Origin of the sequence: Streptomyces beijiangensis (genome assembly GCF_017315755.1) — a bacterium.
Lineage (GTDB): Bacteria > Actinomycetota > Actinomycetes > Streptomycetales > Streptomycetaceae > Streptomyces > Streptomyces beijiangensis.
In genome coordinates this window covers 1-20,302 of the sequence record NZ_JAFLRJ010000061.1, presented here as the reverse complement: position 1 = coordinate 20,302, position 20,302 = coordinate 1, and the positions used below count along the sequence as shown (strand labels likewise).

23 protein-coding genes are annotated in these 20,302 nt (G+C 69.3%); 13 read left to right on the top strand and 10 right to left on the bottom strand.

Annotated features, from left to right (window positions below; genetic code table 11):
* Positions 1–150: 150 nt before the first annotated feature.
* Positions 151–924: an AfsK-binding protein KbpA gene (kbpA, locus tag J0695_RS07095; protein ID WP_206960988.1), complete on the bottom strand. Its 774-nt coding sequence runs from the start codon at positions 922–924 to the stop codon at positions 151–153.
* A 309-nt stretch (positions 925–1,233) separates the two neighbouring features.
* Here kbpA and J0695_RS07090 point away from each other — a divergent pair, with 309 nt between their 5' ends.
* Positions 1,234–1,881 (top strand): TetR family transcriptional regulator, encoded by a 648-nt coding sequence (locus J0695_RS07090; RefSeq protein ID WP_206960987.1) that lies wholly within the window; start codon positions 1,234–1,236, stop codon positions 1,879–1,881.
* A 120-nt stretch (positions 1,882–2,001) separates the two neighbouring features.
* Here the strand turns inward: J0695_RS07090 and J0695_RS07085 are convergent, their stop codons facing one another.
* Positions 2,002–2,487, bottom strand: a complete 486-nt coding sequence (locus tag J0695_RS07085) for a nitroreductase family deazaflavin-dependent oxidoreductase (protein ID WP_206960986.1) — start codon at positions 2,485–2,487, stop codon at positions 2,002–2,004.
* The gene (locus tag J0695_RS07080) at positions 2,487–3,659 is read right to left on the bottom strand and encodes an acyl-CoA dehydrogenase family protein (RefSeq protein WP_206960985.1); all 1,173 of its coding nucleotides are present in this window, start codon (positions 3,657–3,659) and stop codon (positions 2,487–2,489) included. Before J0695_RS07080 ends, J0695_RS07085 begins: the two co-directional genes overlap by 1 nt.
* Positions 3,660–3,774: 115 nt before the next feature.
* On the opposite strand from J0695_RS07080, the gene J0695_RS07075 reads away from it, so the two are divergent.
* From J0695_RS07075 to J0695_RS07065, 3 genes are all read left to right on the top strand, one after another.
* Positions 3,775–4,962: a thiolase C-terminal domain-containing protein gene (locus J0695_RS07075; RefSeq protein ID WP_206960984.1), complete on the top strand. Its 1,188-nt coding sequence runs from the start codon at positions 3,775–3,777 to the stop codon at positions 4,960–4,962.
* Positions 4,963–5,084: 122 nt separating this feature from the next.
* Positions 5,085–5,687 carry an RNA polymerase sigma factor gene (locus tag J0695_RS07070; protein WP_206960983.1) on the top strand — a complete coding sequence of 201 codons (603 nt, stop codon included), beginning with the start codon at positions 5,085–5,087 and terminating at the stop codon, positions 5,685–5,687.
* On the top strand, positions 5,684–6,727 hold the full coding sequence (locus tag J0695_RS07065) for a CU044_5270 family protein (RefSeq protein ID WP_206960982.1): 1,044 nt from the start codon (positions 5,684–5,686) through the stop codon (positions 6,725–6,727). Before J0695_RS07070 ends, J0695_RS07065 begins: the two co-directional genes overlap by 4 nt.
* 94 nt (positions 6,728–6,821) lie before the next feature.
* Here the strand turns inward: J0695_RS07065 and J0695_RS07060 are convergent, their stop codons facing one another.
* Positions 6,822–7,520, bottom strand: a complete 699-nt coding sequence (locus J0695_RS07060; protein ID WP_307798472.1) for an ABC transporter ATP-binding protein — start codon at positions 7,518–7,520, stop codon at positions 6,822–6,824.
* Between the two features lies 1 nt (position 7,521).
* Positions 7,522–8,961 (bottom strand): ABC transporter permease, encoded by a 1,440-nt coding sequence (locus tag J0695_RS07055; RefSeq protein ID WP_206960981.1) that lies wholly within the window; start codon positions 8,959–8,961, stop codon positions 7,522–7,524.
* A 182-nt stretch (positions 8,962–9,143) separates the two neighbouring features.
* Between J0695_RS07055 and J0695_RS07050 the strand changes: the two genes are divergently transcribed.
* The 4 genes from J0695_RS07050 to J0695_RS07035 all read left to right on the top strand — a co-directional run bounded on the left by J0695_RS07050 (position 9,144) and on the right by J0695_RS07035 (position 11,819).
* Positions 9,144–9,806 carry a response regulator transcription factor gene (locus tag J0695_RS07050; RefSeq protein WP_206960980.1) on the top strand — a complete coding sequence of 221 codons (663 nt, stop codon included), beginning with the start codon at positions 9,144–9,146 and terminating at the stop codon, positions 9,804–9,806.
* Positions 9,803–11,029, top strand: a complete 1,227-nt coding sequence (locus tag J0695_RS07045) for a sensor histidine kinase (RefSeq protein WP_307798471.1) — start codon at positions 9,803–9,805, stop codon at positions 11,027–11,029. Before J0695_RS07050 ends, J0695_RS07045 begins: the two co-directional genes overlap by 4 nt.
* A gap of 200 nt (positions 11,030–11,229) precedes the next feature.
* Positions 11,230–11,436 carry a hypothetical protein gene (locus tag J0695_RS07040; RefSeq protein ID WP_206960979.1) on the top strand — a complete coding sequence of 69 codons (207 nt, stop codon included), beginning with the start codon at positions 11,230–11,232 and terminating at the stop codon, positions 11,434–11,436.
* Positions 11,433–11,819, top strand: a complete 387-nt coding sequence (locus tag J0695_RS07035; protein ID WP_206960978.1) for a hypothetical protein — start codon at positions 11,433–11,435, stop codon at positions 11,817–11,819. The genes J0695_RS07040 and J0695_RS07035 overlap by 4 nt, the downstream gene beginning before the upstream one ends.
* Before the next feature lie 15 nt (positions 11,820–11,834).
* On the opposite strand, the gene J0695_RS07030 is transcribed toward J0695_RS07035, so the two are convergent.
* Both J0695_RS07030 and J0695_RS07025 read right to left on the bottom strand, forming a co-directional pair.
* Positions 11,835–12,083 carry a DUF397 domain-containing protein gene (locus tag J0695_RS07030; protein ID WP_206960977.1) on the bottom strand — a complete coding sequence of 83 codons (249 nt, stop codon included), beginning with the start codon at positions 12,081–12,083 and terminating at the stop codon, positions 11,835–11,837.
* Positions 12,080–12,916: a helix-turn-helix domain-containing protein gene (locus J0695_RS07025; protein WP_307798469.1), complete on the bottom strand. Its 837-nt coding sequence runs from the start codon at positions 12,914–12,916 to the stop codon at positions 12,080–12,082. Before J0695_RS07025 ends, J0695_RS07030 begins: the two co-directional genes overlap by 4 nt.
* A gap of 81 nt (positions 12,917–12,997) precedes the next feature.
* Between J0695_RS07025 and J0695_RS07020 the strand changes: the two genes are divergently transcribed.
* The gene (locus J0695_RS07020; protein ID WP_206960976.1) at positions 12,998–13,405 is read left to right on the top strand and encodes a hypothetical protein; all 408 of its coding nucleotides are present in this window, start codon (positions 12,998–13,000) and stop codon (positions 13,403–13,405) included.
* Positions 13,406–13,416: 11 nt separating this feature from the next.
* Positions 13,417–14,076 (top strand): pyridoxine/pyridoxamine 5'-phosphate oxidase, encoded by a 660-nt coding sequence (locus tag J0695_RS07015; protein ID WP_206960975.1) that lies wholly within the window; start codon positions 13,417–13,419, stop codon positions 14,074–14,076.
* A 21-nt stretch (positions 14,077–14,097) separates the two neighbouring features.
* Here the strand turns inward: J0695_RS07015 and J0695_RS07010 are convergent, their stop codons facing one another.
* The 3 genes from J0695_RS07010 to J0695_RS07000 are packed head-to-tail and all read right to left on the bottom strand — an operon-like array spanning position 14,098 to position 15,564.
* Positions 14,098–14,664 carry a GNAT family N-acetyltransferase gene (locus J0695_RS07010; protein WP_206960974.1) on the bottom strand — a complete coding sequence of 189 codons (567 nt, stop codon included), beginning with the start codon at positions 14,662–14,664 and terminating at the stop codon, positions 14,098–14,100.
* Between the two features lie 10 nt (positions 14,665–14,674).
* A complete protein-coding gene (locus J0695_RS07005; protein ID WP_307798468.1) occupies positions 14,675–15,115 on the bottom strand; it encodes a Zn-ribbon domain-containing OB-fold protein in 441 nt (146 codons plus the stop codon).
* Positions 15,112–15,564 (bottom strand): DoxX family membrane protein, encoded by a 453-nt coding sequence (locus J0695_RS07000; protein WP_206960973.1) that lies wholly within the window; start codon positions 15,562–15,564, stop codon positions 15,112–15,114. The genes J0695_RS07005 and J0695_RS07000 overlap by 4 nt, the downstream gene beginning before the upstream one ends.
* 160 nt (positions 15,565–15,724) lie before the next feature.
* Between J0695_RS07000 and J0695_RS06995 the strand changes: the two genes are divergently transcribed.
* From J0695_RS06995 to J0695_RS06985, 3 genes are all read left to right on the top strand, one after another.
* Positions 15,725–16,873 carry a flavin-containing monooxygenase gene (locus J0695_RS06995; protein WP_206960972.1) on the top strand — a complete coding sequence of 383 codons (1,149 nt, stop codon included), beginning with the start codon at positions 15,725–15,727 and terminating at the stop codon, positions 16,871–16,873.
* Positions 16,874–17,075: 202 nt separating this feature from the next.
* Positions 17,076–18,566, top strand: coding sequence for a flavin monoamine oxidase family protein (locus J0695_RS06990; protein ID WP_372445714.1), 1,491 nt, complete (start codon positions 17,076–17,078; stop codon positions 18,564–18,566).
* A gap of 146 nt (positions 18,567–18,712) precedes the next feature.
* The coding region (locus J0695_RS06985; RefSeq protein ID WP_206960970.1) for a CoA-binding protein at positions 18,713–20,302 on the top strand (1,590 nt) is incomplete at its 3' end.

The following is a 20,302-nucleotide window of genomic DNA, read 5'->3' as shown; positions in this document are numbered from 1 at the left end:
GCATCAATGCAGCCCCGTGCAGCGTCTCACCACTGGGCACCACCCGGCGGTGCGCACCCTGATTGTTCCTGTCAGGGGCGGTGGTGGCGAACCCGGGTGCGGATCGGGGTGTCCCGCTGCAAATCGGGGCACGACGCCTCAGGACCGGCCTCAGCCCTGGAGGACGGCGAAGGTCGCTCCCTGGTCGTCGCTGAGGATCGCCATGCGTCCGTACGGCATGTCGAAGGGAGGCTGCCGGACCCGCCCGCCGAGCCTGGTGGCGGTGGCGACGGTCGCGTCGCAGTCGGCTACCTGGAAGTAGAGGAGGAAGTACGAGGGCAGCTCGTCGGGGAGCTCGGGGCCGATCACGCTGCGTCCGCCGACGGCCGTCTCAGGGCTCGGCTCGGCGCCCGCGGGGGACCAGATGCGGAAGCCGCCCATGTCCTCGCCGAGGTCGAGGCTCTCGTAGCCGAAGACCGTGTCGTAGAACGGGTCGACGACCTGCGGGAGCCGGGTGTAGACCTCGACCCAGCAGAAGGAGCCCGGCTCGCGCTGCTTCTCGAAGCCCTCGTGCTGCGCCGCCTGCCAGAGCCCGAAGACCGCGCCGCCGGGGTCCATCGCGACCGCCATCGTGCCGTACGGACTGACCTCCATGGGGTCGAGCACCAGCTGCCCGCCCTCCCCCTTGATGGTCTCGGCGGTGGCCGCCGCGTCCGCCGTGGCGAAGTACACGGTCCACACCGTCGGCATCCGGCCGTCCTGCTTGGGCGCCAGTGCGGCGACCCGCTTGCCGTCGCTGAAGGCGTTCGTATAGAAGCCGTACCGCTCGTCCGCGTTGTCGTCGAAGGTCCAGCCGAACAGCTCGCCGTAGAAGCGCTTGCCCGCCGCCAGATCGTCGAGCTGCGCGTCCGCCCAGCAGGGCAGGCCGTCTGCGAATGCGGCCATGGGGGCCGTCCTTTCTCCACACTTTGCACTGCGCTTCTCTGCTGCTTCTCTGCACTTCACTGCTTGACTGTGACGCCCGTCACGCTGTTCATCCCCAAGCTAGCGGTGTCCCGGCGTTCCCGCAGCCAAGCAAATCGAACATATGGGCCATTATCCCCCCGGCGCGCCCCGCCCTCGAAGAGTTGTCCACAGAAACAATCCACAGGCTGTTGATAAGACTATTCGGGGCGCGACCCCGTCAGGATTCGGCCGAGCCCCATTTGCAGTCGGCCGAATAGCGCTCCGATCACCCCTCGGTAAGCTGACGGCATGACAGGACAAGTACGTACCGTCGACGGCCGCGTGGCCGGTCGACGCGGTCAGGCGACGCGGCAGAAGCTGCTCGACTGCCTCAGCGAGATGCTCAGCTCCTCGCCGTACCGGGACGTCAAGGTCATCGACGTGGCCCGGAAGGCGGGGACTTCACCCGCGACCTTCTACCAGTACTTCCCGGACGTCGAGGGCGCCGTCCTCGAAGTCGCCGAAGAAATGGCCAAGGAGGGTGCGGGGTTGACCGCGCTCGTCTCGGGCCGTTCCTGGGTCGGCAAGGCCGGCTGGCAGGCCGCGGAGGAACTGGTCGAGGGATTCCTCGACTTCTGGCGCCGCAATGACGCCATCCTCCGGGTCGTCGACCTCGGCGCGGCGGAGGGCGACAAGCGGTTCTACAAGATCCGTATGAAGATTCTGAACTCCGTGACCAATTCCCTTACGGACGCCGTCAAGGACCTCCAGTCCAAGGGCAAGGTCGACGCCGACGTCAGCCCGGCAGCGATGGCGGGATCCCTGGTCGCGATGCTCGCCGCAGTGGCCTCGCACCAGAAGGGCTTCCAGACCTGGGGCGTCAAGCAGGCCGAACTGAAGCCGAATCTGGCCCTGTTGGTGCACTTGGGCATCACGGGCAAGAAGCCGGTCAAGTAGTAAGCGAGCGAACGCCTCGCTTCGTCCTGTCGCGCCGACGGCGGATCACATCAGGGTGATCCGCCGTCGTCGTCTCCGCAGCCACAACCGCAGCCGCCTCAGCAGCCTCAGCAGCCGCGTCTAGCGCCGCTCGACCCGGAACAGCCGGATCTCCCGGTCGATCCTCGCCTGGTACGTCGCATACGGCGGCCAGAACGTCAGCGCCGCCTCCCACGTCCCCGCACGCTCCTCCCCTTCAAGGAGCCGGGCACGGACCGGGACGTCCTTCCCCTTCCAGCTCACCTCGGCCTCCGGATGGGCCATCAGGTTCCCCGTCCAGGCGGGATGCCCCGGACGGCCGAAGTTGGACCCGATCAGCACCCAGGCCCCCTCCTCCTGCGGCATACAGGCCAGCGGAGTGGTGCGCGGCAGCCCCGACTTGGCGCCCTTCACGGTCAGGATCAGGCCGGGCAGCATCTGAGCGCTCAGCATCACCTTTCCGCGCGTCAGCCTGTGCACCGTCCGGTCCATCGCGGGGATGAAATACGGCGCGTACTTCGCGAAGGCCCGCGTCGACGACATCTTCTGCATGAGCTTGACCCCTGGCTTGTTCCTGGGTGTCGGCATCAGACCGCTGCCTCCCTCTCGCCACTCCCGAACAGCCCGGCCCGGTCGGCGGCATGGGCGCGCAGCCGGTGCACGGGCCCGAAGAGGAGATCGTCCCCGGCCGCGCGCTTGAAGTACAGATGCGCCTCGTGCTCCCAGGTGAAGCCGATCCCGCCGTGCAACTGGATCGCCTCGGACGCGGTCACCCGCAGCGCCTCCAGCGCCTGGGCAAGGGCGAGGCCGCCGGCGGCCGGGTCCCAGGCGGCGAAGTAGGCGGCCGACCTGGCGGCCTGCACGCTCACATACAGGTCGGCGAGCCGGTGCTTCACGGCCTGGAAGGAGCCGATCGCGCGGCCGAACTGCTCGCGCTCCTTGACGTATTCGACGGTACGGGCAAGAGCCCGGTCGGCGGCCCCGACCGCCTCGGCGGCGAGCACGGCGGCCGCGGTGGCGCCCACCGCGGACAGCGCGGCAGGAACGTCCGCGTCATCACTTGCCCCCAGCAACTCGGCCCCGGCATCCCGGAGTTCGATACGGGCCTGCGGCCGGGTCTCGTCCAGGGCGGTCTGCCGGGTGCGGACAAGCCCCGGAGCGTCGTCCCGTACGAGAAAGAGCAGCGTCCTGCTCCGGGCGAAGCCCCCCGCATGGGCGGCCACCAGGAGCAGCCCGGCGCTGTGCCCGTCCAGGACCTGTTCGACCTGCCCGTACAGCCGCCACTCCCCCTCGATGAGCCGCGCCTGTACGCCGCCCGCACGCCCGCCGCCCGCCCAGTCGCCCTCGTTCGGCCCGGTCAGGCCGAGGGCGGGGCCGAGCGGGGCGGCGAGCGTGGCGGTCAGCGCGCCCGAGGCAACCTGGGGAAGCAGGCCGGCGCACTGGCTCTGCGAGCCCAGGGACGCAATGAGCGGGGCCGCGAGCACGGCCGTCGCGAGCAGCGGGGACGGGAGCAGTGTGCGCCCGGTCTCCTCGCAGGCCAGGGCGAGTTCGGCGGGACCGCAGCCCACGCCTCCGTACTCCGCGGGCAGAGCGAGCCCCGGCAGTCCGAGCTGCTGGGTGAGGGTGTGCCACAGGTCGGTGTCGTACCCGGCGTCCGTGCGTACCGCGGTCTTGACCTCGTCCGGTCCGCAGCGTTTGGCCAGCAACTCGCGTACGGTGCGGCGGATCTCTTCTTGCTCCGCGGTGAAGGTGGCATCCATCGACGGGCCCCTCTCCTGATCTGACGGCGCGTCATATTAGGACGGCCGGGGCGAGATGCACAGGGCGCGGACACCTCCTGTCCGGGGAGTCCACATCTGATGTACCGTCAGATTCATGCCCTCTGCCCCCGCCAGTGCCACAGCCAGGCGCAAGGTCGCCATCGTCGGTGCCGCCCTCTCGGACTGCGGCAAGGTCGACGACGCCACCCCTTACGCCCTGCACGCCCAGGCCGCGCGCCGCGCGCTCGCCGACTCCGGCCTCGACCGCTCGGTCATCGACGGCTTCGCCTCGGCGGGCCTGGGGACACTGGCCCCGGTCGAGGTGGCCGAGTACCTCGGCCTGAAGCCGACGTGGGTCGATTCCACGGCAGTCGGCGGCTCCACCTGGGAAGTGATGGCGGCCCACGCGGCGGACGCGATAGCCGCGGGCCACGCGAACGCGGTGCTGCTCGTGTACGGGTCGACCGCGCGGGCCGACATCAAGGCACGCCGCCGTACATCGAACCTCTCCTTCGGCGCGCGGGGCCCACTGCAGTTCGAGGTCCCTTACGGCCACTCCCTCATCGCCAAGTACGCGATGGCGGCCCGCCGCCATATGCACGAGTACGGCACGACGCTGGAGCAGCTGGCGGAGGTCGCGGTCCAGGCCCGTACGAACGCGGCGACCAACCCGGACGCGATGTACCGCACCCCCATCACGGTGGATGAGGTCCTGTCGGGCCCGATGATCGCGGACCCCTTCACCAAGCTGCACTGCTGCATCCGCAGCGACGGGGGCTGCGCGGTGCTGCTGGTGGCGGAGGAGTACGTACAGGACTGTGCGAAGGCGCCGGTCTGGGTGCTGGGTGCGGGCGAGCACGTCTCGCACACCACGATGTCGGAATGGGACGACTTCACGGTCTCCCCGGCGGCGGTGAGCGGGAAGCTGGCCTTCGAGCGGGCGGGCGTGCGCCCGGACGAGATCGACGTGGCGGAGATCTACGACGCCTTCACGTACATGACGCTGGTGACGCTTGAGGACCTGGGCTTCTGCGCGAAGGGCGAGGGCGGCGCCTTCGTCGAGAAGGGCCGCCTGCTGCGGGACGGCGGCCTCCCGACGAACACCGACGGCGGCGGACTTTCGGCCCAACACCCGGGCATGCGCGGCCTGTTCCTGATGGTCGAGGCGGTACGGCAGCTGCGCGGCGAGGCGGGCGACGGCCAGGTCCGCAAAGCCGACGGACGCCTCCCGCAGCTCGCGGTCGCTTCCGGTACGGGAGGATGGTTCTGCTCCTCCGGAACGGTGGTGCTGGGGCGGGAGTGAGCGGGCCGGGTTCCGCGCCCGCCGCCGTCCAGCGGCTCGGGCCGTGAACCCTTTCCCGCCCGGTCGGCAAGTAGAGGGTGAACGCGTTTGCTCTCCCTTCCCTCCGACCCCACGGACCGTCCATGACTGAACCGCTCGCCGAGGACGCCGCCCTGCTCGCGGCGTCGCTCCACGAACCGGAGCGCTTCGCGGCGCTCTTCGACCGGCATGCGCCCGCCATCCACCAGTACGTAGCCCGGCGTCTTGGCAGGGACGCGGCCGACGACGTCACTGCCGAGACCTTTCTGACCGCCTTCCGGATACGGGCCAGGTACGACAGCGAGCGGGCCGGCGTACGCCCGTGGCTGTTCGGCATCACGGCCAAACTCATCGGCCGGCACCGCCGCGAGGAGGTCAAGGCGCTGAAGATCCTCGCCCGCACGGGCCGCGACCCGGTGGCCGAGAGCTGGACCGACTCCGCCGACGACCGTGTCGCCGCGCAGGCCGCCGTCCGCCCCCTGGCCGGAGCGCTGGCCAAGCTGTCGGAGGACGACCGGCACACACTCCTGCTCCTGGCCTGGGCCGACCTCACCTACCAGGAGATCGCCGCCGCACTGGACATCCCCGTGGGCACCGTACGGTCCCGCCTCAACCGCGCCCGCAAGAAGCTGCGCGCCGCGGCGGGCCCGCAGCCGCACTTCACAGAATCGTTTGAACCGCACGCACCGGAGGGTGACCTCGTATGAACGAGCTGGACGAGACACGCGCCATGCGCTCCGACGTTCCGCTGCCCGACAGTGCGTGGCTCGCGCCGCAACGGGACCGGCTCACCGAGGAGTTGCGGCGACGAACCGCAGTGCGTACGGCACCCTTCCGGCGCAGGGCGGTCCTGATGTCTGCCGCAGCGGTCGCGGCCTTTGCCGTGGCCGGTGCGATCGTCGTGACCCTCCCCGACGACGACAACAGCTCCGCCGCACACGGCGTACAGCACGTCTCCGGACCTCAACTCCTGTCCGCCCAGGCATCGGCCGACACCCTCGAACTCGCGGCGGCGACCGTGGAGAAGACCCGCACGACGGAGCCCGGACCGAAGCAGTGGGTCTACGTGAAGAGCACGGGCTTCGTACAGGGCAAGCCCCAGAGCTCCGAGGAGTGGACGCGCTGGGACGGCACCGGCGCAGCCCACCTCCCCGGCATGCCCACGGCCGGCTACAACCCGGACTTCGACCCCGACAAACTCCAGATCGAATACTTCCCCAACCAGGAGAAGAAGTGGAAGAAGGAGGGGTACGACGACCGCTCCCAGCGACAGTTCTACCGCTTCCTCGCACCGCTGCCGAGCGACCCCGACCGGATGATGCAGAGCATCCGGAAGAAGCACGCCATCGGTGACATCAAGGGCGAGACCACGGCGGAGCGCGACTGGCGTGAGATCGACGTCCTCTACCGGTCGGTCCTGATCCCGCCCAACGTCCAGGCAGGCCTGTTCCGCGCACTCGCCAAGGTCTCCGGCGCCCGGGTGGAGAAGGGCGTCAAGGACCCGCTGGGCCGCCCGGCCATCGGGGTGGCAGTGAACTACACCAAGCCGAGCGCCTCGGGTTGCCTGGGCAAGCAGGAGTTGTTCTTCGACCCGGAGACGTTCACGTATCTCGGCGAGACCAGTCACGCGGCACCGCCCAGGGACAAGGACGGAAAGCTCATGAAAAATGTCGATCAGGACAGCCTCACGATGACTTCCGTTCGCAACGCCTGGGGAGTCGTCGACAAGCCGGGCGCCCGTCCCTGAGTCCGCGCGGGACGGACGCGGGCTCCTCGGGCACGGTCGTGCCGGGGTCCCAGCGGCTCCGGCGGCTCTGGCGGTCCCAGCAGCTCTGGCGGTCCTAGATCGTCATGAGCTTGCCCCGCTTGAGGCGTACGACTTCGTCCGAGGCGTCCGCGACCTCCCGCGAGTGGGTCACCAGGATCACGCACTTGCCGTCGTCGTGCGCCAGCTTGCGGAACACCTCGATGATCCCGTCCGCGGTGTCCTGGTCGAGGCTGCCGGTGGGTTCGTCGGCGAAGAGGATGTCCACCTCGCAGGCCAGGGCGCGGGCGATGGCGACCCGCTGCTGCTGACCGCCGGAGAGCTCCAGCGTCTTGCGGTGCTGATCGGCCTCGTCCACACCGAGCAGGCCCAGGAGTTCCACGGCGCGCTGCTTCTTGTGGACGCCCTTCACCCCGGTGATCTCCATCGCGGAGGTGATGTTCTGGACGGCCGTCATATACGTGAGCAGGTTCAACGACTGGAAGACCGTGGCCACATGACGGTTGCGGTACCGGCCGAGGCCCATCTCCGCCACGTCCTCGCTCCGGAAGCGGACACTGCCCCTGGTGGGCGAGTCCAGACCGCTGGCGAGCGAGAGGAGGGTGGTCTTGCCGCTGCCCGAGGGGCCGATGACGGAGTACATCCTGCCCCCTTCGAAGGAGTAGTTGACGTCCTTGAGCACCGTGCGGCGGCTGCTGCCGGACTGGTAGACGCGGCTCAGGTCGGCGAGTTCGAGAATGGGGGTGGAACTGGGGCTGGAACTGGGGCTGGTCACGTCACTCGCCCTTCGTGAGGATGTCGCGCGGATTGAGGCGGAGGATGCGTATGCCAGGGACGATCGTGGCCAGGGCGGCGATGCCGAGTCCTGTGGCGCCGACCTTGGCGATATCGCCCGCGCCGAGCCGTACGTCCATCGAGTCGATGGGCTCGACGTCCGGGGCGTCCTGCTTGTTGGCACCGCCGGTGGGGTCGGAGGGGTCGGGCTTGTTGCCCTCGTCCGCCGCCGCGTCGTTGGCGGAGGAGACCTGCCCGGAAAGCAGCTGGTCGCCGATGGCCTGGGACAGGAACTGGCTTCCCGCGGCGGCGAATCCGATCGCCAGGACCGCGCAGACGACCACCTCCACCAGGTGCTGGCCGAGCAGCTTGGGCTTCTTCTCGCCGAGGGAGAGCAGGATGCCGAGCTCCTTGCGGCGTTCGCGCATGTTGGAGGCGATGACCAGGGCGAGGATGACGGTGCCCGCGACCGCGACCAGCCAGACCGTGAGGGAGGCGAAGTCGGCCGTCTTGTTGATCGGGCCGACCAGCGTCTTGTACTGCTTGTCGTTGACGCTCAGCGGGAAGATCTTGAGGTCGGCACCGGCCGCCTTCGCGTCCTTCTTCAGCCGGTCCAGGTCGTTCGGATTGCGCAGGGTGAAGGTGGCCTCCTTGAGGACCCCGCCGTCGGCGCCCACTTTCTTTCCGTCCAGGCGGGTCGCGCCGTCCGGGGTGACGTAGATCTGGTTCGAGGGCGCCGACATCGGCGGAATGTACGAGCCGGGGTCCGCGGTGCCGCTCTTGTAGATGCCGCCGACGGTGAAGTCCGTTTCCTTGGTGCTCAGCCGTCCGTCGGGATTCTGGATGTTGGCATTGAGCTTGATCTTGTCGCCGACCTTGAGGTGGTTGTCCCTGGCCACCCGCTCCTCGATGACGACCATGTCGCTGGCGCTATCCGGTTTGATCCCGGAGCCGGAGACGAGCTTCGAGTCGCCGTTACGGAAGTCCTTGACCGAGTTCAGGTCGCGGATGCCGTCCGCCTTGAAGAAGTCCACGCCGCCGGAGTCCTGGCCGGCCGGCGCGGGCACCGGCTGGTGGAGCTTGACCTGGTCCGTGGGGGCCGCGACCCCGTCCTTCGTGTAGTTGCACTGCGCCACGACCGACGACTTGCAGATCTTGTCCACCAGGCTGCGGTGCAGATCGCCTTCCGCGCCGATCATGCCGCCCTGCTGCCCCTTCGGCTTGTCCATCTTCCCCGCGTTGATCAGGGCGTTCAGGTCCAGCTGCATCGTGGCCACGACGCCCACGCTGTTCTTGGCCGAGTCCGCCGCCCGCGCGGCGGCCGACTGGATCAGGAACCCGGACAGGACCAGGGTGCAGATGACGAAGAACAGGCCGACCAGCATTACCGTTTTGCCGAGATGGCCTCGTAGCCGCCACCAGGCTCGCTTGAACAAATTCATGTTCATCACCGTAGGAAGGCGGGCGTTTGAGAGATATTTGCGAACGGCGGCCGCAGCGGGCTTCTCATACACGGTTCAAAGACGGCGTTTGATAAGACGGAGTCGGAAGGCGCCCGAGAGGGGCGGAGCCGTACCGGGAATACCCCGGTGAATTAATGAAATACAAAGGAAGGCTGGCGCGCGTGCGTGTGCTGGTGGTCGAGGACGAGCCGTACATGGCGCGGGTCCTGCAGATCGGACTGCGCCGGGAGGCCATCGCGGCCGACGTGGTGCACGACGGGGCGACGGCCCTTGAGCGGGTGACCGTCTACGACTACGACGCGGTGATCCTCGACCGCGATCTGCCCGGTGTGCACGGCGACGAGGTGTGCCGCCGGATCGTCGCCATGGATCTCGGCTGCCGCATCCTCATGCTGACCGCCGCAGGACGACTCGGCGACAAGGTCGAAGGGCTGGGCCTGGGCGCCGACGACTACCTGCCCAAACCGTTCGACTTCCCCGAACTGGTCGCCCGGCTGCGGGCGCTGTACCGCCGCAGCCCCATGGCCCACTCCCCGGTCCTCACCTTCGACGACGTCACCTTCGACACCCACCGCCGCCGGGTCACCCGGGCGGGCGCCGAGGTCCGACTCACCCCCAAGGAACTCGCCGTACTGGAACTCCTGATGCGCGCCGACGGCGGGGTGCTCAGCGCCGAATACCTCCTGGACAAGGCCTGGGACGCGCATGCCGATCCCCTCACCAACGCGGTACGCCTCGTCGTGCACACCCTGCGCAAGAAGCTCGGCGAACCCCAGCTGGTCCACACCGCCATCAGCGCGGGCTACTACCTGGGGTCCGAGTGACGCGGCAGCGGACGCTGAGCATCCACAGCCGGCTCTTCCTCGGGTTCGGAGCCGCCCTCGGGGTGTGCGGCGCGCTGATGGTGACGATCATCTACGTCGGGATGCGCTTCCTGCCGACGTACGACTTCAGTGACACCGTGGTCGTCCCCGACGGCTCCTACCAGCCCGCGTCCCCGGCCCCGACGGTTCCGGCCCCGACAACTGCGGCCACCACGCCGCCCCCCACAGCCGGCCCCGGCCCGACGCTGTTGCCGGGCGTCAAGGCCGCGACCCCGGTCGGCGGCATCTCCAGCAAGGAGGACGTCTGGAACACGGTCCTGCTGGTGTCCATCGGCGGGGTGCTCCTGGTGATGACGGTCGGCCTCGGCGCCGGCTGGCTCCTCTCCAGACGCCTGCTCGCACCCCTGCACAGCATCAGCGAGGCCGCGGTGAAGGCGGCCGACGGCAACCTGACGGAACGCATCGGCGCCCAGGGCCCCGAGGACGAGCTCAAACAGCTGGCCGACACCATCGACACGATGCTGGCCCGCCTGGAGGAGTCCTTCGCCGCGCACCAGCGGTTCGCCGCCAACGCCTCGCACGAACTGCTCACCCCGCTGGCCACCACCCGGGCTCTGCTCCAGGTCGCGGCCGACGATCCCACAGGCGAGGAGTTCGCCGAGATCGCCCCGATGCTGCGCGAGACCAACGAGCGCAACATCAGCGTCGTGCAGGCCCTGCTCGATCTGGCGGGTGCGGACCATGTCCCCCTCGACTCGACGCCGGTGGACCTCGCCGAACTCGCGGAACTGGCCGCCGCCGAACGCACCACGCAGGCGGCCGAGCGCGGCATCCGTATCGACGTGGATACGGAACTCGACTGCGAAGTCACCGGAAATGCCACGCTGCTAAGGCAGTTGGTCGCCAATCTCCTCGACAACGCCCTCACCCACAATGTCGCCGAAGCGGGCCGCGTCCACCTGACCGTCTACCGGGAGAAGGGGGTGGTAGTGGAGGTGGAAAACACCGGCCCGCACCTCGAAGCGGCAGAGGTGGACCGCCTCTTCGAACCCTTCTACCGGTCCCGCCCCCGCATCGCCAGCGACCGCTCGGGCCACGGCCTCGGCCTGGCGATCGTCCGCTCGATCGCCACGGCCCACCACGGCACGGTCACCGCACGGTCGAACCCGGGCGGCGGGCTCACGGTGCAGGTGGAGCTACCGGGAGACCTCCACAAATCCTGACTGTGGAGGCCCTGCGCTGCCTCCGGGCACACCCGTCCACCGGCCCTCTCGTTACGCCATCAGGATTACGAGACCGGAAGGGTCGGATGAACGCCATAACGCGGAACAAACTCAAGCGCCGCCGCAATGCGGAGGCCGGGGCAGAGGGGGCGAAGGCAACCCCTACCAGTAGTGGTACCAGTCGCGGTACCGTTGCTGGTATGCCAGCAATCAACATCGAATTCACCGTCGAAGAGCTCGATCGCATCAAGGCCAGGGCCGCGTCTGCGAACAAGTCGATGCGGGCCCACGCCCATGACGTGCTCGTGGACGAGGCCGACCGGCTGGCATTCGTCGAAGGCGCAGCCGCCATCGCCCGCCGGATGCTGACCGATGCCATGGCCAGATTCCCAGAGGGGCAGCGTTGAGCCCGATCATCCGCGTCGACGTCGGCTGGGTGCTCCACGTCCAGGCCAGCGTCGCACCACTCAATGTCCCCATCGACGACTGGGGCGCCCTTGGGTACATGGCCGACCGGCACATGTTCGAGCGCGAGAACGGCGTCCTGTACTACGAGGAGCCATCCGTACGCGCAGCGACTTTCCTGCACACTGCGCTGCTCCTGCGCCCCTTCTCCGACTTCAACATGGTCATCGGGTGGTCCTGCGCAGAGATGTACATGATCAGTTCCGAGCGGCCCCTCGCCGTCAAACCTGCGGATGTCCACGCCCTCACCGGGCAGGTCCGTGCGCAGGAGATCGGGCTGCGAGATGTCGCCCGGACCATCGAATCCTGGCGGATCTCTGCCTGACTCAGCCCTGAGCCGTCACCCGGCCGCCTCGGCTAGCGTCACGAACGCGGACCAGGCGGCCGGGGCGACGGTGAAGGTGGGGCCGTCGGGGATCTTGGAGTCGCGGATGTGGATGGCTTGGGGGTGGGCGGCGACCTCTACGCAGGCGCCGCCCTCGTTGTTGCTGTAGCTGGACTTGCGCCAGGCGTAGGCTACTTCGACGCACTCGCCGCCCTCGTTGTTGCTGTAGCTGCTCTTGAACCAGGCCAGGTTCTCGGTGCTCACAGTCGCTCCGCCGTCCTCTCGATCAGTTCTGCGGACTCCCAGGGCGTGAGCGCCTGTGCCCGCAACATGCCGAAGCGGTCGATGAGTTGGTTGACCTGCTGCGGCTTGGAGATCAACGTACCTCCGCCGGGACGGTCGGCGTACCCCCAATTACGGCCGTCCGGCGTGCTGGCCAACTGGAACGGGCCGTCCATCCCCGCGTGCGCGAGCCTCTCCGTCGGCATCACCTGGACCATCAGGTTGTGCATCGTCTGCACACACTCCAGTACGTGCAGGAGCTGATTCCGCAGCACCGTCTTGCTTCCCAGTGGCCGCTGAATGACCGACTCCTCGATCACATATGCCACGTTCGGCAGCGGATCCCGGCCCAGCACCGTCTGCCGCTCGATGCGCGCCTCGACGTTCTTCTCGATCTCTACATCGGGGAGTTGTGGGATGCGGACTTCGTACAGTTCCTGGATGTACTCCTGGGTTTGCAACAACCCCGGGATCAGCATGTTCTCGTACCCACTGATGCTCGCAGCCTCCCTCTGCAGCCGCATCCACCCCACAAACGTCGGCGGATACTTCTCCTCCTCCATCATCGGGATGCACGACTTCAGCGCCCCCCGCGCGTCCAGCAGCATGTCCGCGTCCTTGAGGAAGCTGGTGGTCGGGATGCGCTCCCCGCGCTCGTACGCCCCCGCCGTCGACTCCGACACCAGCAGGCGCTCACTCACCTCCAGCCGTGTCAGCCCCGCCCGCGCCCGGAAGTTCCGCAGCAGTTCCCCCACGTGCATGCGTGCCGGGGACGGCTGGGCCGCGCTCGTCTCACTCGTCTGGTTGGCCGTCACAGGGGCCCGCCTCTCCACAGCTCGCCGATGTGCACCGCGTACATCTGGTAACGCTACGCAATCGCCACTTAGCTCGTAGCCATGACGAGAAAAGAAATCCCCGACTGGGTCCCCGCCTCAGGCCACCAACTCCGGCTCACCGGCGTGCACTTCGACGCGATCCGGGTACGGGGCGTACGCGGCGAGGCCGTCCTCCACCATCTGGCCATGCTCACCGACGGGCGGCCGGGGCCCGTCGTCCGCGAGGTGGCCGGCGGGCGGTGGACGTACTTCCTCATTCCGCCCGGTACGAGCAGCCGCCACGACTGGCCACCGGGCGCGACCTGCTTCGGGCCGTCCGTACGCGATCAGTACATCGGGATCCCGGCGGCGGACGGCAATACGTACCCCCTCCACTGGCGGCTCGATCCGCCGGTCGTGGGCGAGTTCGTGGACCCGGCGCTGCTCCACACCGTGGTCATCGCGCAGCTCTGTCACGACCTCGGGTGAGAATCGACCCCATGGACTTCGCCGCACTGCTGCACACCCAACGCGTCTGGGACCTCCCGGAACTGCCCCGCTTCGACCCGGCCACCGCGCCGTCCGCACCCCTCCCCCTCTTCCACGACTGGTTCGCGGAGGCGGTCGCAGCCGGCCAGACCGAGCCGCACGTGGTGTCGCTCGCGACGGTTGGCGAGGACGGGCTCCCGGACGTACGAGCCGTCACCCTCCACGACGCCGACGAGCGCGGCTGGCACTTCGCGTCGCACTCCTCCAGCCGCAAGGGCGCGCAGCTCGCGGCCCTTCCACACGCGGCCCTCGGCTTCTACTGGCCCGCGCAGGCCCGCCAGATCCGCGTGCGGGGCCCGGTGACCGTCGCCCCTTCCACCGAGAGCCAGGCCGATCTGCACGCCCGCTCGACGGGCGCGCTGGCGGCGGCGATGACGGGCCGGATGAGCGAGGTGCTCGGCTCGCAGGAGGAACTGCGCAAGACGTCCGCCGCAGCCTGGGAGCGGGCCCAGGCGGAGCCCGACGCCCCGGTGCCGACATGGACGCTGTACGTACTGGCGCCGACGGAGGTCGAGTTCTTCCAGGGGGACGCGCGCAGGCAGCACGTACGGCTGCGCTACCGGCGTGCTGCGGAGGGCGATGGCTGGGCGCGCGAGCTGCTCTGGCCCTGACCGTACGGACCCGCCGTCGCCCTACATCTCCGGGTACGGATCCGACGCCAGCCGCGCATGCAGATGTTCGTCGCGGAAGGCGTCGTTCTTGCCCGACTCGAACATCGCGCCCCTGAGCGTGCCCTCGACGGCGTACCCCGCGCGCACAGCCACCCGGCAGGACGGGGTGTTCTCCACCGCGTGGCCCAGCTCGATCCGGTGGAATCCTCCTTGCTCGAAGGCCCAGCGGGTGCAGAGCTCCAGGGCCCTGGGCGCCACGCCCTTGCCCCGGTGCTCGGGGAGGGTCCAGTAGCCGATGGCGGTGCGGCGCATCGCGCGGAAGATCAGCTGCAGGCCCACATGGCCGAGGATCTCCCCGCCGCCCTCCTCCCAGACCGCGAACTGCGCCATCTCGTCCCGCGCCCGGGCCGCCGCCCTCGCCGCGATCGACTCACGGGCCCCGTCCAGGTCGGTGATCGGGATGAGCGGGGTGTTCCAGCGCATGAACTCGGGGTCGGTCACTCCGCGCAGGAGCGTCGCGGCGTCCTCGGGCGCCCAGGGGCGCAGTTCCAGGCCGAGGCCCTTCATCTCAGTCGTCGCAGTCGTCATGGGGGGTATTTCAACACGCGGGGCCGAAGACCGGCACCGCGATTTCGCCCTGGATACGGGCGGTGACCTGCAGTTCCATGCCGATTCGCAGGTCCGTCTCCGCGACCCCCACCACCTCCGTCATCATCCGCGGGCCCTCCGCCAGATCGACGACCGCGGCGACGTACGGGACGCGCTCACCGAACGGCGGGAGGTCGTTGCGGTGCACCGTCGACCAGGTGTAGAGCGTGGCCCGGCCGGTCGCCCGCTCCCACTCCACGTGGTCGCTCCAGCAGTGCGGGCAGAACTCGCGCGGGTAGTGGTGCGCCCGGCCGCAGTCGGCGCAGCGGCGGATCAGGAGGTGGCCTTCGCGGGCCGCGGACCAGTAGGGCGCGGTGAAGGCGTCCGCTTCGGGGAGGTCGAATCGTACGGTCGCGGGAACAGGCGCGGGAACAGGCGCGGGAATGGTCACAGGAAGAGCCCTATCGCGTGGTCGAGGGACCAGGCCTGCCAGGACATCGCGAAGAAGGCGACCAGTGCGATCAGCGCCATCATCGCGTTCTGCCCCTGCTCGGCCCAGTCGTGGATCATCAGGACGAGGTAGAGGAGGTTCAGGAGGAGGCCGGCGATGAGTGCGATCGGGGTGAGGAATCCGACGACCAGGCCGAGGCCCAGGGCGAGTTCGGCGTAGACGACGAGGTACGCCATCGCACGCGGGCGGGGCGCGACGATCTTCTCGAAGCCCTTCCCCACGGCCGGCCACTTGTGCTTGCCTGCCACGTCAGCGGCCCAGGCGATCCCCGTACCGCGCTCGAACCAGCCCTTCTTGTCCTTGTGGCGCCAGCTCTCCAGCCACCACAGGCCCAGGCCGATTCTGAGGACGGCGAGCCATTCGGCGCCGGTGAGCCATATGGAGTGCATCCGGGCTTCCTCTCCCTGCGATCTGACGGTACGTCAGTTGAGCGGATCAGAGGTGGTCCGCGCAAGAGGCAGAGCATTTCCGGCCACTCGTGATCAATTCGCAACTGCTTCTGCACTTGACCGAGACCGATCAAGCATTCGGGCGATTACTCTCCGATGCATGAGCGACACCACCACTACCCACGACCGGCCCGTGTACGTCATCGGCGCGGGCCCCGGCGGCCTCGCCGTGGCGGCCTCGCTGCGCGAGAGGGGCGTGCGGGCCGTCGTACTGGAGAAGTCCGAGAACGTCGGTGCCTCCTGGCGCCGGCACTACGACCGGCTCCGCCTGCACACCACGCGCCGGCTCTCCTCCCTGCCCGGTCTGATGATGCCGCGCTCGTTCGGGCGCTGGGTGGCGCGCGACAACGTGGTGCGGTACCTGGAGAAGTACACCGAGTTCCATGAGATCGAAGTCGTCACGGGGGTCGAGGTCACCAGCATCTCCCTCGCGGACGACGGCAGTTGGCTGCTGCACGCCACGGGGGGACGCGAACTCACGGGCAAGGCCGTGGTCGTCGCCACCGGCTACAACCACACCCCGCGCATCCCGGACTGGGCAGGCCTGGACACGTACACCGGCGACCTCATCCACGCGGGCGAATACCGCACTCCGGCCCCGTACGCGGGCAAGGACGTCCTCGTCGTCGGCATCGGGAACACGGGCGCCGAGATCGCCGTCGACCTGCTGGAGGGCGGGGCGGCCCGCGTGCGGCTCGCGGTCCGTACGGCGCCGCACATCCTGCGGAGGTCCACGGCCGGGTGGCCGGCGCAGGCGACGGGCATTCTCGTACGCCGGCTGCCGACCGCCCTGGTGGACCGGGCGGCGGCCCCCATGGCCCGTATCTCCGTACCCGACCTGTCGGAACACGGCCTGCCGCGCCCCGACACCGGCCTCTACTCGCGGGTGCGCCAGGGGTCGATCCCGGTGCAGGACGTCGGGCTGATCGACGCGGTCACATCGGGCCGGGTCGAGATCGTGGCCGCGGTGGACTCCTTCGAGGACGGCAAGGTCGTCCTGGCCGACGGCGACAGGATCTCCCCGGAGACGGTGATCGCGGCGACCGGCTACCGGCGCGCGCTGGAGGGCCTGGTCGGGGAGCTGGACGTACTGGACGAACGGGGGCGCCCGGTGGTCCACGGCGGCCGTACGCCGAAGCATGCGCCGGGGCTCTACTTCACGGGATTCACGAACCCGATCAGCGGGATGTTCCGCGAACTGGGCATCGACGCCCGGAAGATCGCGAAGGCGGTCGCCTCGCGCGGCTGACTCCCCGGACGAGGCAGGAGTCGATGGATGAGGGGCGGGCGCGGGCGGCCCGGGTGTGACCAACCTACGGGCAAGTAACGGAAGTTCTGTACCGGGAGCGGACCGTTGTACGAGAATCCGCGATCAGAACAGATCGTTTGCCCGCATGGCCCGCATGGCCCGCACCCCATCCATTGATCCATTGCTTCAACGGAGGATGCACGTGGCACGTGAAAGAAACCTGTCCCGGCGCGCGATGATCGGCGGGGCCGCAGCCACCGCCGCAGCGGGCGTCACCGCCATCGGCGCCTCCCCCGCGCAGGCCGCCGACCGCACCGCGACCGTGGACGTCGCCGTAGTCGGCGGCGGACTCGCCGGGCTCACCGCGGCGCGTGACATCGCGGCCGGGGGGAAGTCCGTGCTGGTCCTGGAGGCGCGGGACCGTGTCGGTGGGCGGGTCGTCAACCTCCGCCTGCCGAACGGGGGTTACAGCGAGGGCGGCGGTGAGTTCATCGGGCCCACGCAGGACCGGATCAAGGCGCTGGCCGACTCGCTCGGGGTCGCCACCTTCCCCACGTACAACACCGGCAAGAACGTCCTCTACAAGGACGGCAAGCGCACGCCGTACGCGACCGACGGGCTGCTCGGATCCGTGCCGCCCATCGATCTGGCGGGACTCGCGAACGCAGCCGCCGTGCAGGCGCTGCTCGACGACATGGCGAAGAAAGTTCCGGTGAACGCGCCGTGGACCGCCCCGAAGGCGGCCGAGTGGGATGCGCAGACCCTGGAGAGCTGGCTGCGGGCGAATGCGGTCATTCCGTCCGCGAAGTTCCTCTTCGACGTCGCGTGCACGTCCATTTTCTCCGCCGAACCGCGTGAACTCTCCCTGCTGTACGTGCTGTTCTACATAGCCGCCGCCGGGAACGAGACCACGCCCGGCACCTTCGAGCGGCTCACGGAGACGGCCGACGGCGCGCAGGCCAACCGCTTCGTCGGCGGTTCGCAGCAGGTGCCGCTGAAGCTGGCGGCCTCGCTGGGCGACAAGGTCGTGCTCGGCGCCCCCGTGCGGCGCATCACGGGATCCGGCGGCGGGCTGACCGTCACCGCCGACGGCATCAGCGTCTCCGCGCGCCGGGTCGTCGTCGCGCTGCCGCCGCCGCTCGCCGCCCGCATCGACTTCGATCCGCTGCTGCCGGCCCTGCGCGACCAGCTCGCGCAGCATCTGCCGATGGGGGCGATCGGGAAGGCGATCGCCGTGTACGACACCCCGTTCTGGCGGGCGGACGGTCTGAACGGGCAGGTCGTGAGCGATGCCGGTGTCGTCAGGTCGACCTTCGACAACTCGCCGCAGGACGGTTCGTACGGCGCGCTCATGGGCTTCATCGAGTCCGACGAGATGCGGGCGCTCGACGGGGCGAGCGAGGCGGAGGTGAAGGCGGCGGTCCTCAAGGACTACGTGGCGTACTTCGGCGCCAAGGCCGCCGCCCCCACCGGCTTCGTCCTCCAGCGCTGGGACAACGAGCGCTTCTCGCGCGGCGGCCCGGTGGCGTACGGGCCGCCCGGCTTCCTGACCCAGTACGGGGCCGCGCTGCGGACGCCCACCGGCGCTGTCCACTGGGCGGGGACCGAGACGTCGACGTACTGGAACGGCTACATGGACGGCGCGGTGCGGTCCGGTGAGCGTGTGGCCAGGGAGGTCTTGGCGGCGCTCTGAGGCGGGTAGAGGTGGTGGGGCCGGGGGAAGTTTATCTGCCTCCGACCCCAGCCTTTGCCTGCACGACTGTTCCTGACGGGCCGTCAGTTAAGTAATCTGACTTATCGTCAGGTACTTCGGCCATCTCACAGGAGTGGGCGGCAACGATGCTCGGATCGACTCACGGCACCCTCACCACCGACTTCCGCGCACGCGTGGTGGCCTGCGGAGAGCAGCCCCCGATAGCAGTCCATGGGATCGCGGCCGCGGAGGGCGACGTCGATGTCAGCGGGCGCCCGCTCCATGCGGCCGTCCCCGATCTCGACCGGTTCTTCCGGCCCGAGTCGGTCGCGGTCGTCGGCGCCTCGGACGCCGAGGGGCGGCCGAACACGGGTATCACCCGGCAGCTGATGGCCTGGGCCGAGCGGGTGGGCGCGCGGCTTCATCCCGTACACCCGACGCGCGAGACGGTCTTCGGGATGCCGTGCGTCCCGTCCGTGGCGGACCTCCCCGAGCAGGTGGACCTCGCGGTCCTGCTGGTCGGCGATCCGCTGCCCGTCATCGAGCAACTCGCGGACTCCAAAGTGAAGTTCGCGGTCGCCTTCGCTTCCGGCTTCGCCGAGACGGGCGAGGAGGGCGCGGCGGCGCAGGTGCGGCTGGCGCAGGCCGTGGAGGAGTCGGGGCTCCGGCTGCTCGGACCCAACACGAATCTGAACGCCTTCGAGCGCTTCCGCGACGACCTGGAAGGACCCGCCGTCGCGCTGATCACCCAGTCCGGGCACCAGGGACGGCCCGTCTTCGCGATGCAGGAGCTGGGGGTACGGCTCTCGCACTGGGCGCCGACCGGCAACGAGGCCGACCTGGAGACATCGGACTTCATCTCGTACTTCGCGGGGAAGCCCGAGGTGGGTGCGATCGCGTGTTACGTGGAGGGGCTGAAGGACGGCCGTTCCTTCCTCCTGGCCACCGACCGGGCGGCACGCGCCGGGGTGCCGGTCGTCGCGGTCAAGGTGGGCCGTACGGAGACGGGCGCGCGGATGGCCGCCTCGCACACCGGGAAGCTGACCGGCGCGGACGACGTGGTGGACGCGGCGATGCGGCAGTTCGGGGTGGTGCGGGTGAACGGACTCGACGAACTCCAGGACACCTCCGCCCTGTTGGCGCGGGCGCGCAAACCGGTGGGCGGGGCGGAGGGCGTGGTCGTCTACTCGATCTCGGGTGGCACGGGCGCGCACTTCTCGGACCTGGCGTCGGGCGCGGGGCTGAAGCTGCCGGTGCTCTCGGAGGCCAAGCAGGCGGAGCTGCACGAGTGGATACCGCCGTATCTGAACGTGGCCAACCCTGTCGACTGCGGGGGCCACCCGGTGGGCGACTGGCGCGGCCGCAAGATCATCGACGCGATCCTGGCGGACCCGGAGGTGGGGGTGCTGATCTGTCCGATCACGGGCCCCTTCCCGCCGATGAGCGACCGGCTCGCGCAGGACCTGGTGGACGCGGCGGAGCAGACGGACAAGCTGGTGTGCGTGGTGTGGGGGTCGCCGGTGGGGACGGAGGACGCGTACCGCAAGGTGCTGCTCGGGTCCTCGCGGGTGGCGACGTTCCGTACGTTCTCCAACTGCATTACGGCAGTGCGGGCCTGGACCGACCACCACCGCTTCACAGCCTCGTACAGCTCACCTTTCGACGAGGCGCCGCGCGTGCCGTCGCCGTCCTTCCGCAAGGCGCAGGCGCTGATGCGCCCGCACCAGCAGCTGAGC

Coding starts and splice junctions, on each gene's coding strand:
- J0695_RS07075 (WP_206960984.1), top strand. CDS start 3,775: ATGCCCTCTGCCCCCGCCAGTGCCACAGCCAGGCGCAAGGTCGCCATC.
- J0695_RS07010 (WP_206960974.1), bottom strand. CDS start 14,664: ATGACGACTGCGACGACTGAGATGAAGGGCCTCGGCCTGGAACTGCGC.
- J0695_RS07070 (WP_206960983.1), top strand. CDS start 5,085: ATGACTGAACCGCTCGCCGAGGACGCCGCCCTGCTCGCGGCGTCGCTC.
- J0695_RS06995 (WP_206960972.1), top strand. CDS start 15,725: ATGAGCGACACCACCACTACCCACGACCGGCCCGTGTACGTCATCGGC.
- J0695_RS07065 (WP_206960982.1), top strand. CDS start 5,684: ATGAACGAGCTGGACGAGACACGCGCCATGCGCTCCGACGTTCCGCTG.
- J0695_RS07040 (WP_206960979.1), top strand. CDS start 11,230: ATGCCAGCAATCAACATCGAATTCACCGTCGAAGAGCTCGATCGCATC.
- J0695_RS07055 (WP_206960981.1), bottom strand. CDS start 8,961: ATGAATTTGTTCAAGCGAGCCTGGTGGCGGCTACGAGGCCATCTCGGC.
- J0695_RS07080 (WP_206960985.1), bottom strand. CDS start 3,659: ATGGATGCCACCTTCACCGCGGAGCAAGAAGAGATCCGCCGCACCGTA.
- J0695_RS07090 (WP_206960987.1), top strand. CDS start 1,234: ATGACAGGACAAGTACGTACCGTCGACGGCCGCGTGGCCGGTCGACGC.
- J0695_RS07015 (WP_206960975.1), top strand. CDS start 13,417: ATGGACTTCGCCGCACTGCTGCACACCCAACGCGTCTGGGACCTCCCG.
- J0695_RS07020 (WP_206960976.1), top strand. CDS start 12,998: ATGACGAGAAAAGAAATCCCCGACTGGGTCCCCGCCTCAGGCCACCAA.
- J0695_RS07085 (WP_206960986.1), bottom strand. CDS start 2,487: ATGCCGACACCCAGGAACAAGCCAGGGGTCAAGCTCATGCAGAAGATG.
- J0695_RS07000 (WP_206960973.1), bottom strand. CDS start 15,564: ATGCACTCCATATGGCTCACCGGCGCCGAATGGCTCGCCGTCCTCAGA.
- kbpA (WP_206960988.1), bottom strand. CDS start 924: ATGGCCGCATTCGCAGACGGCCTGCCCTGCTGGGCGGACGCGCAGCTC.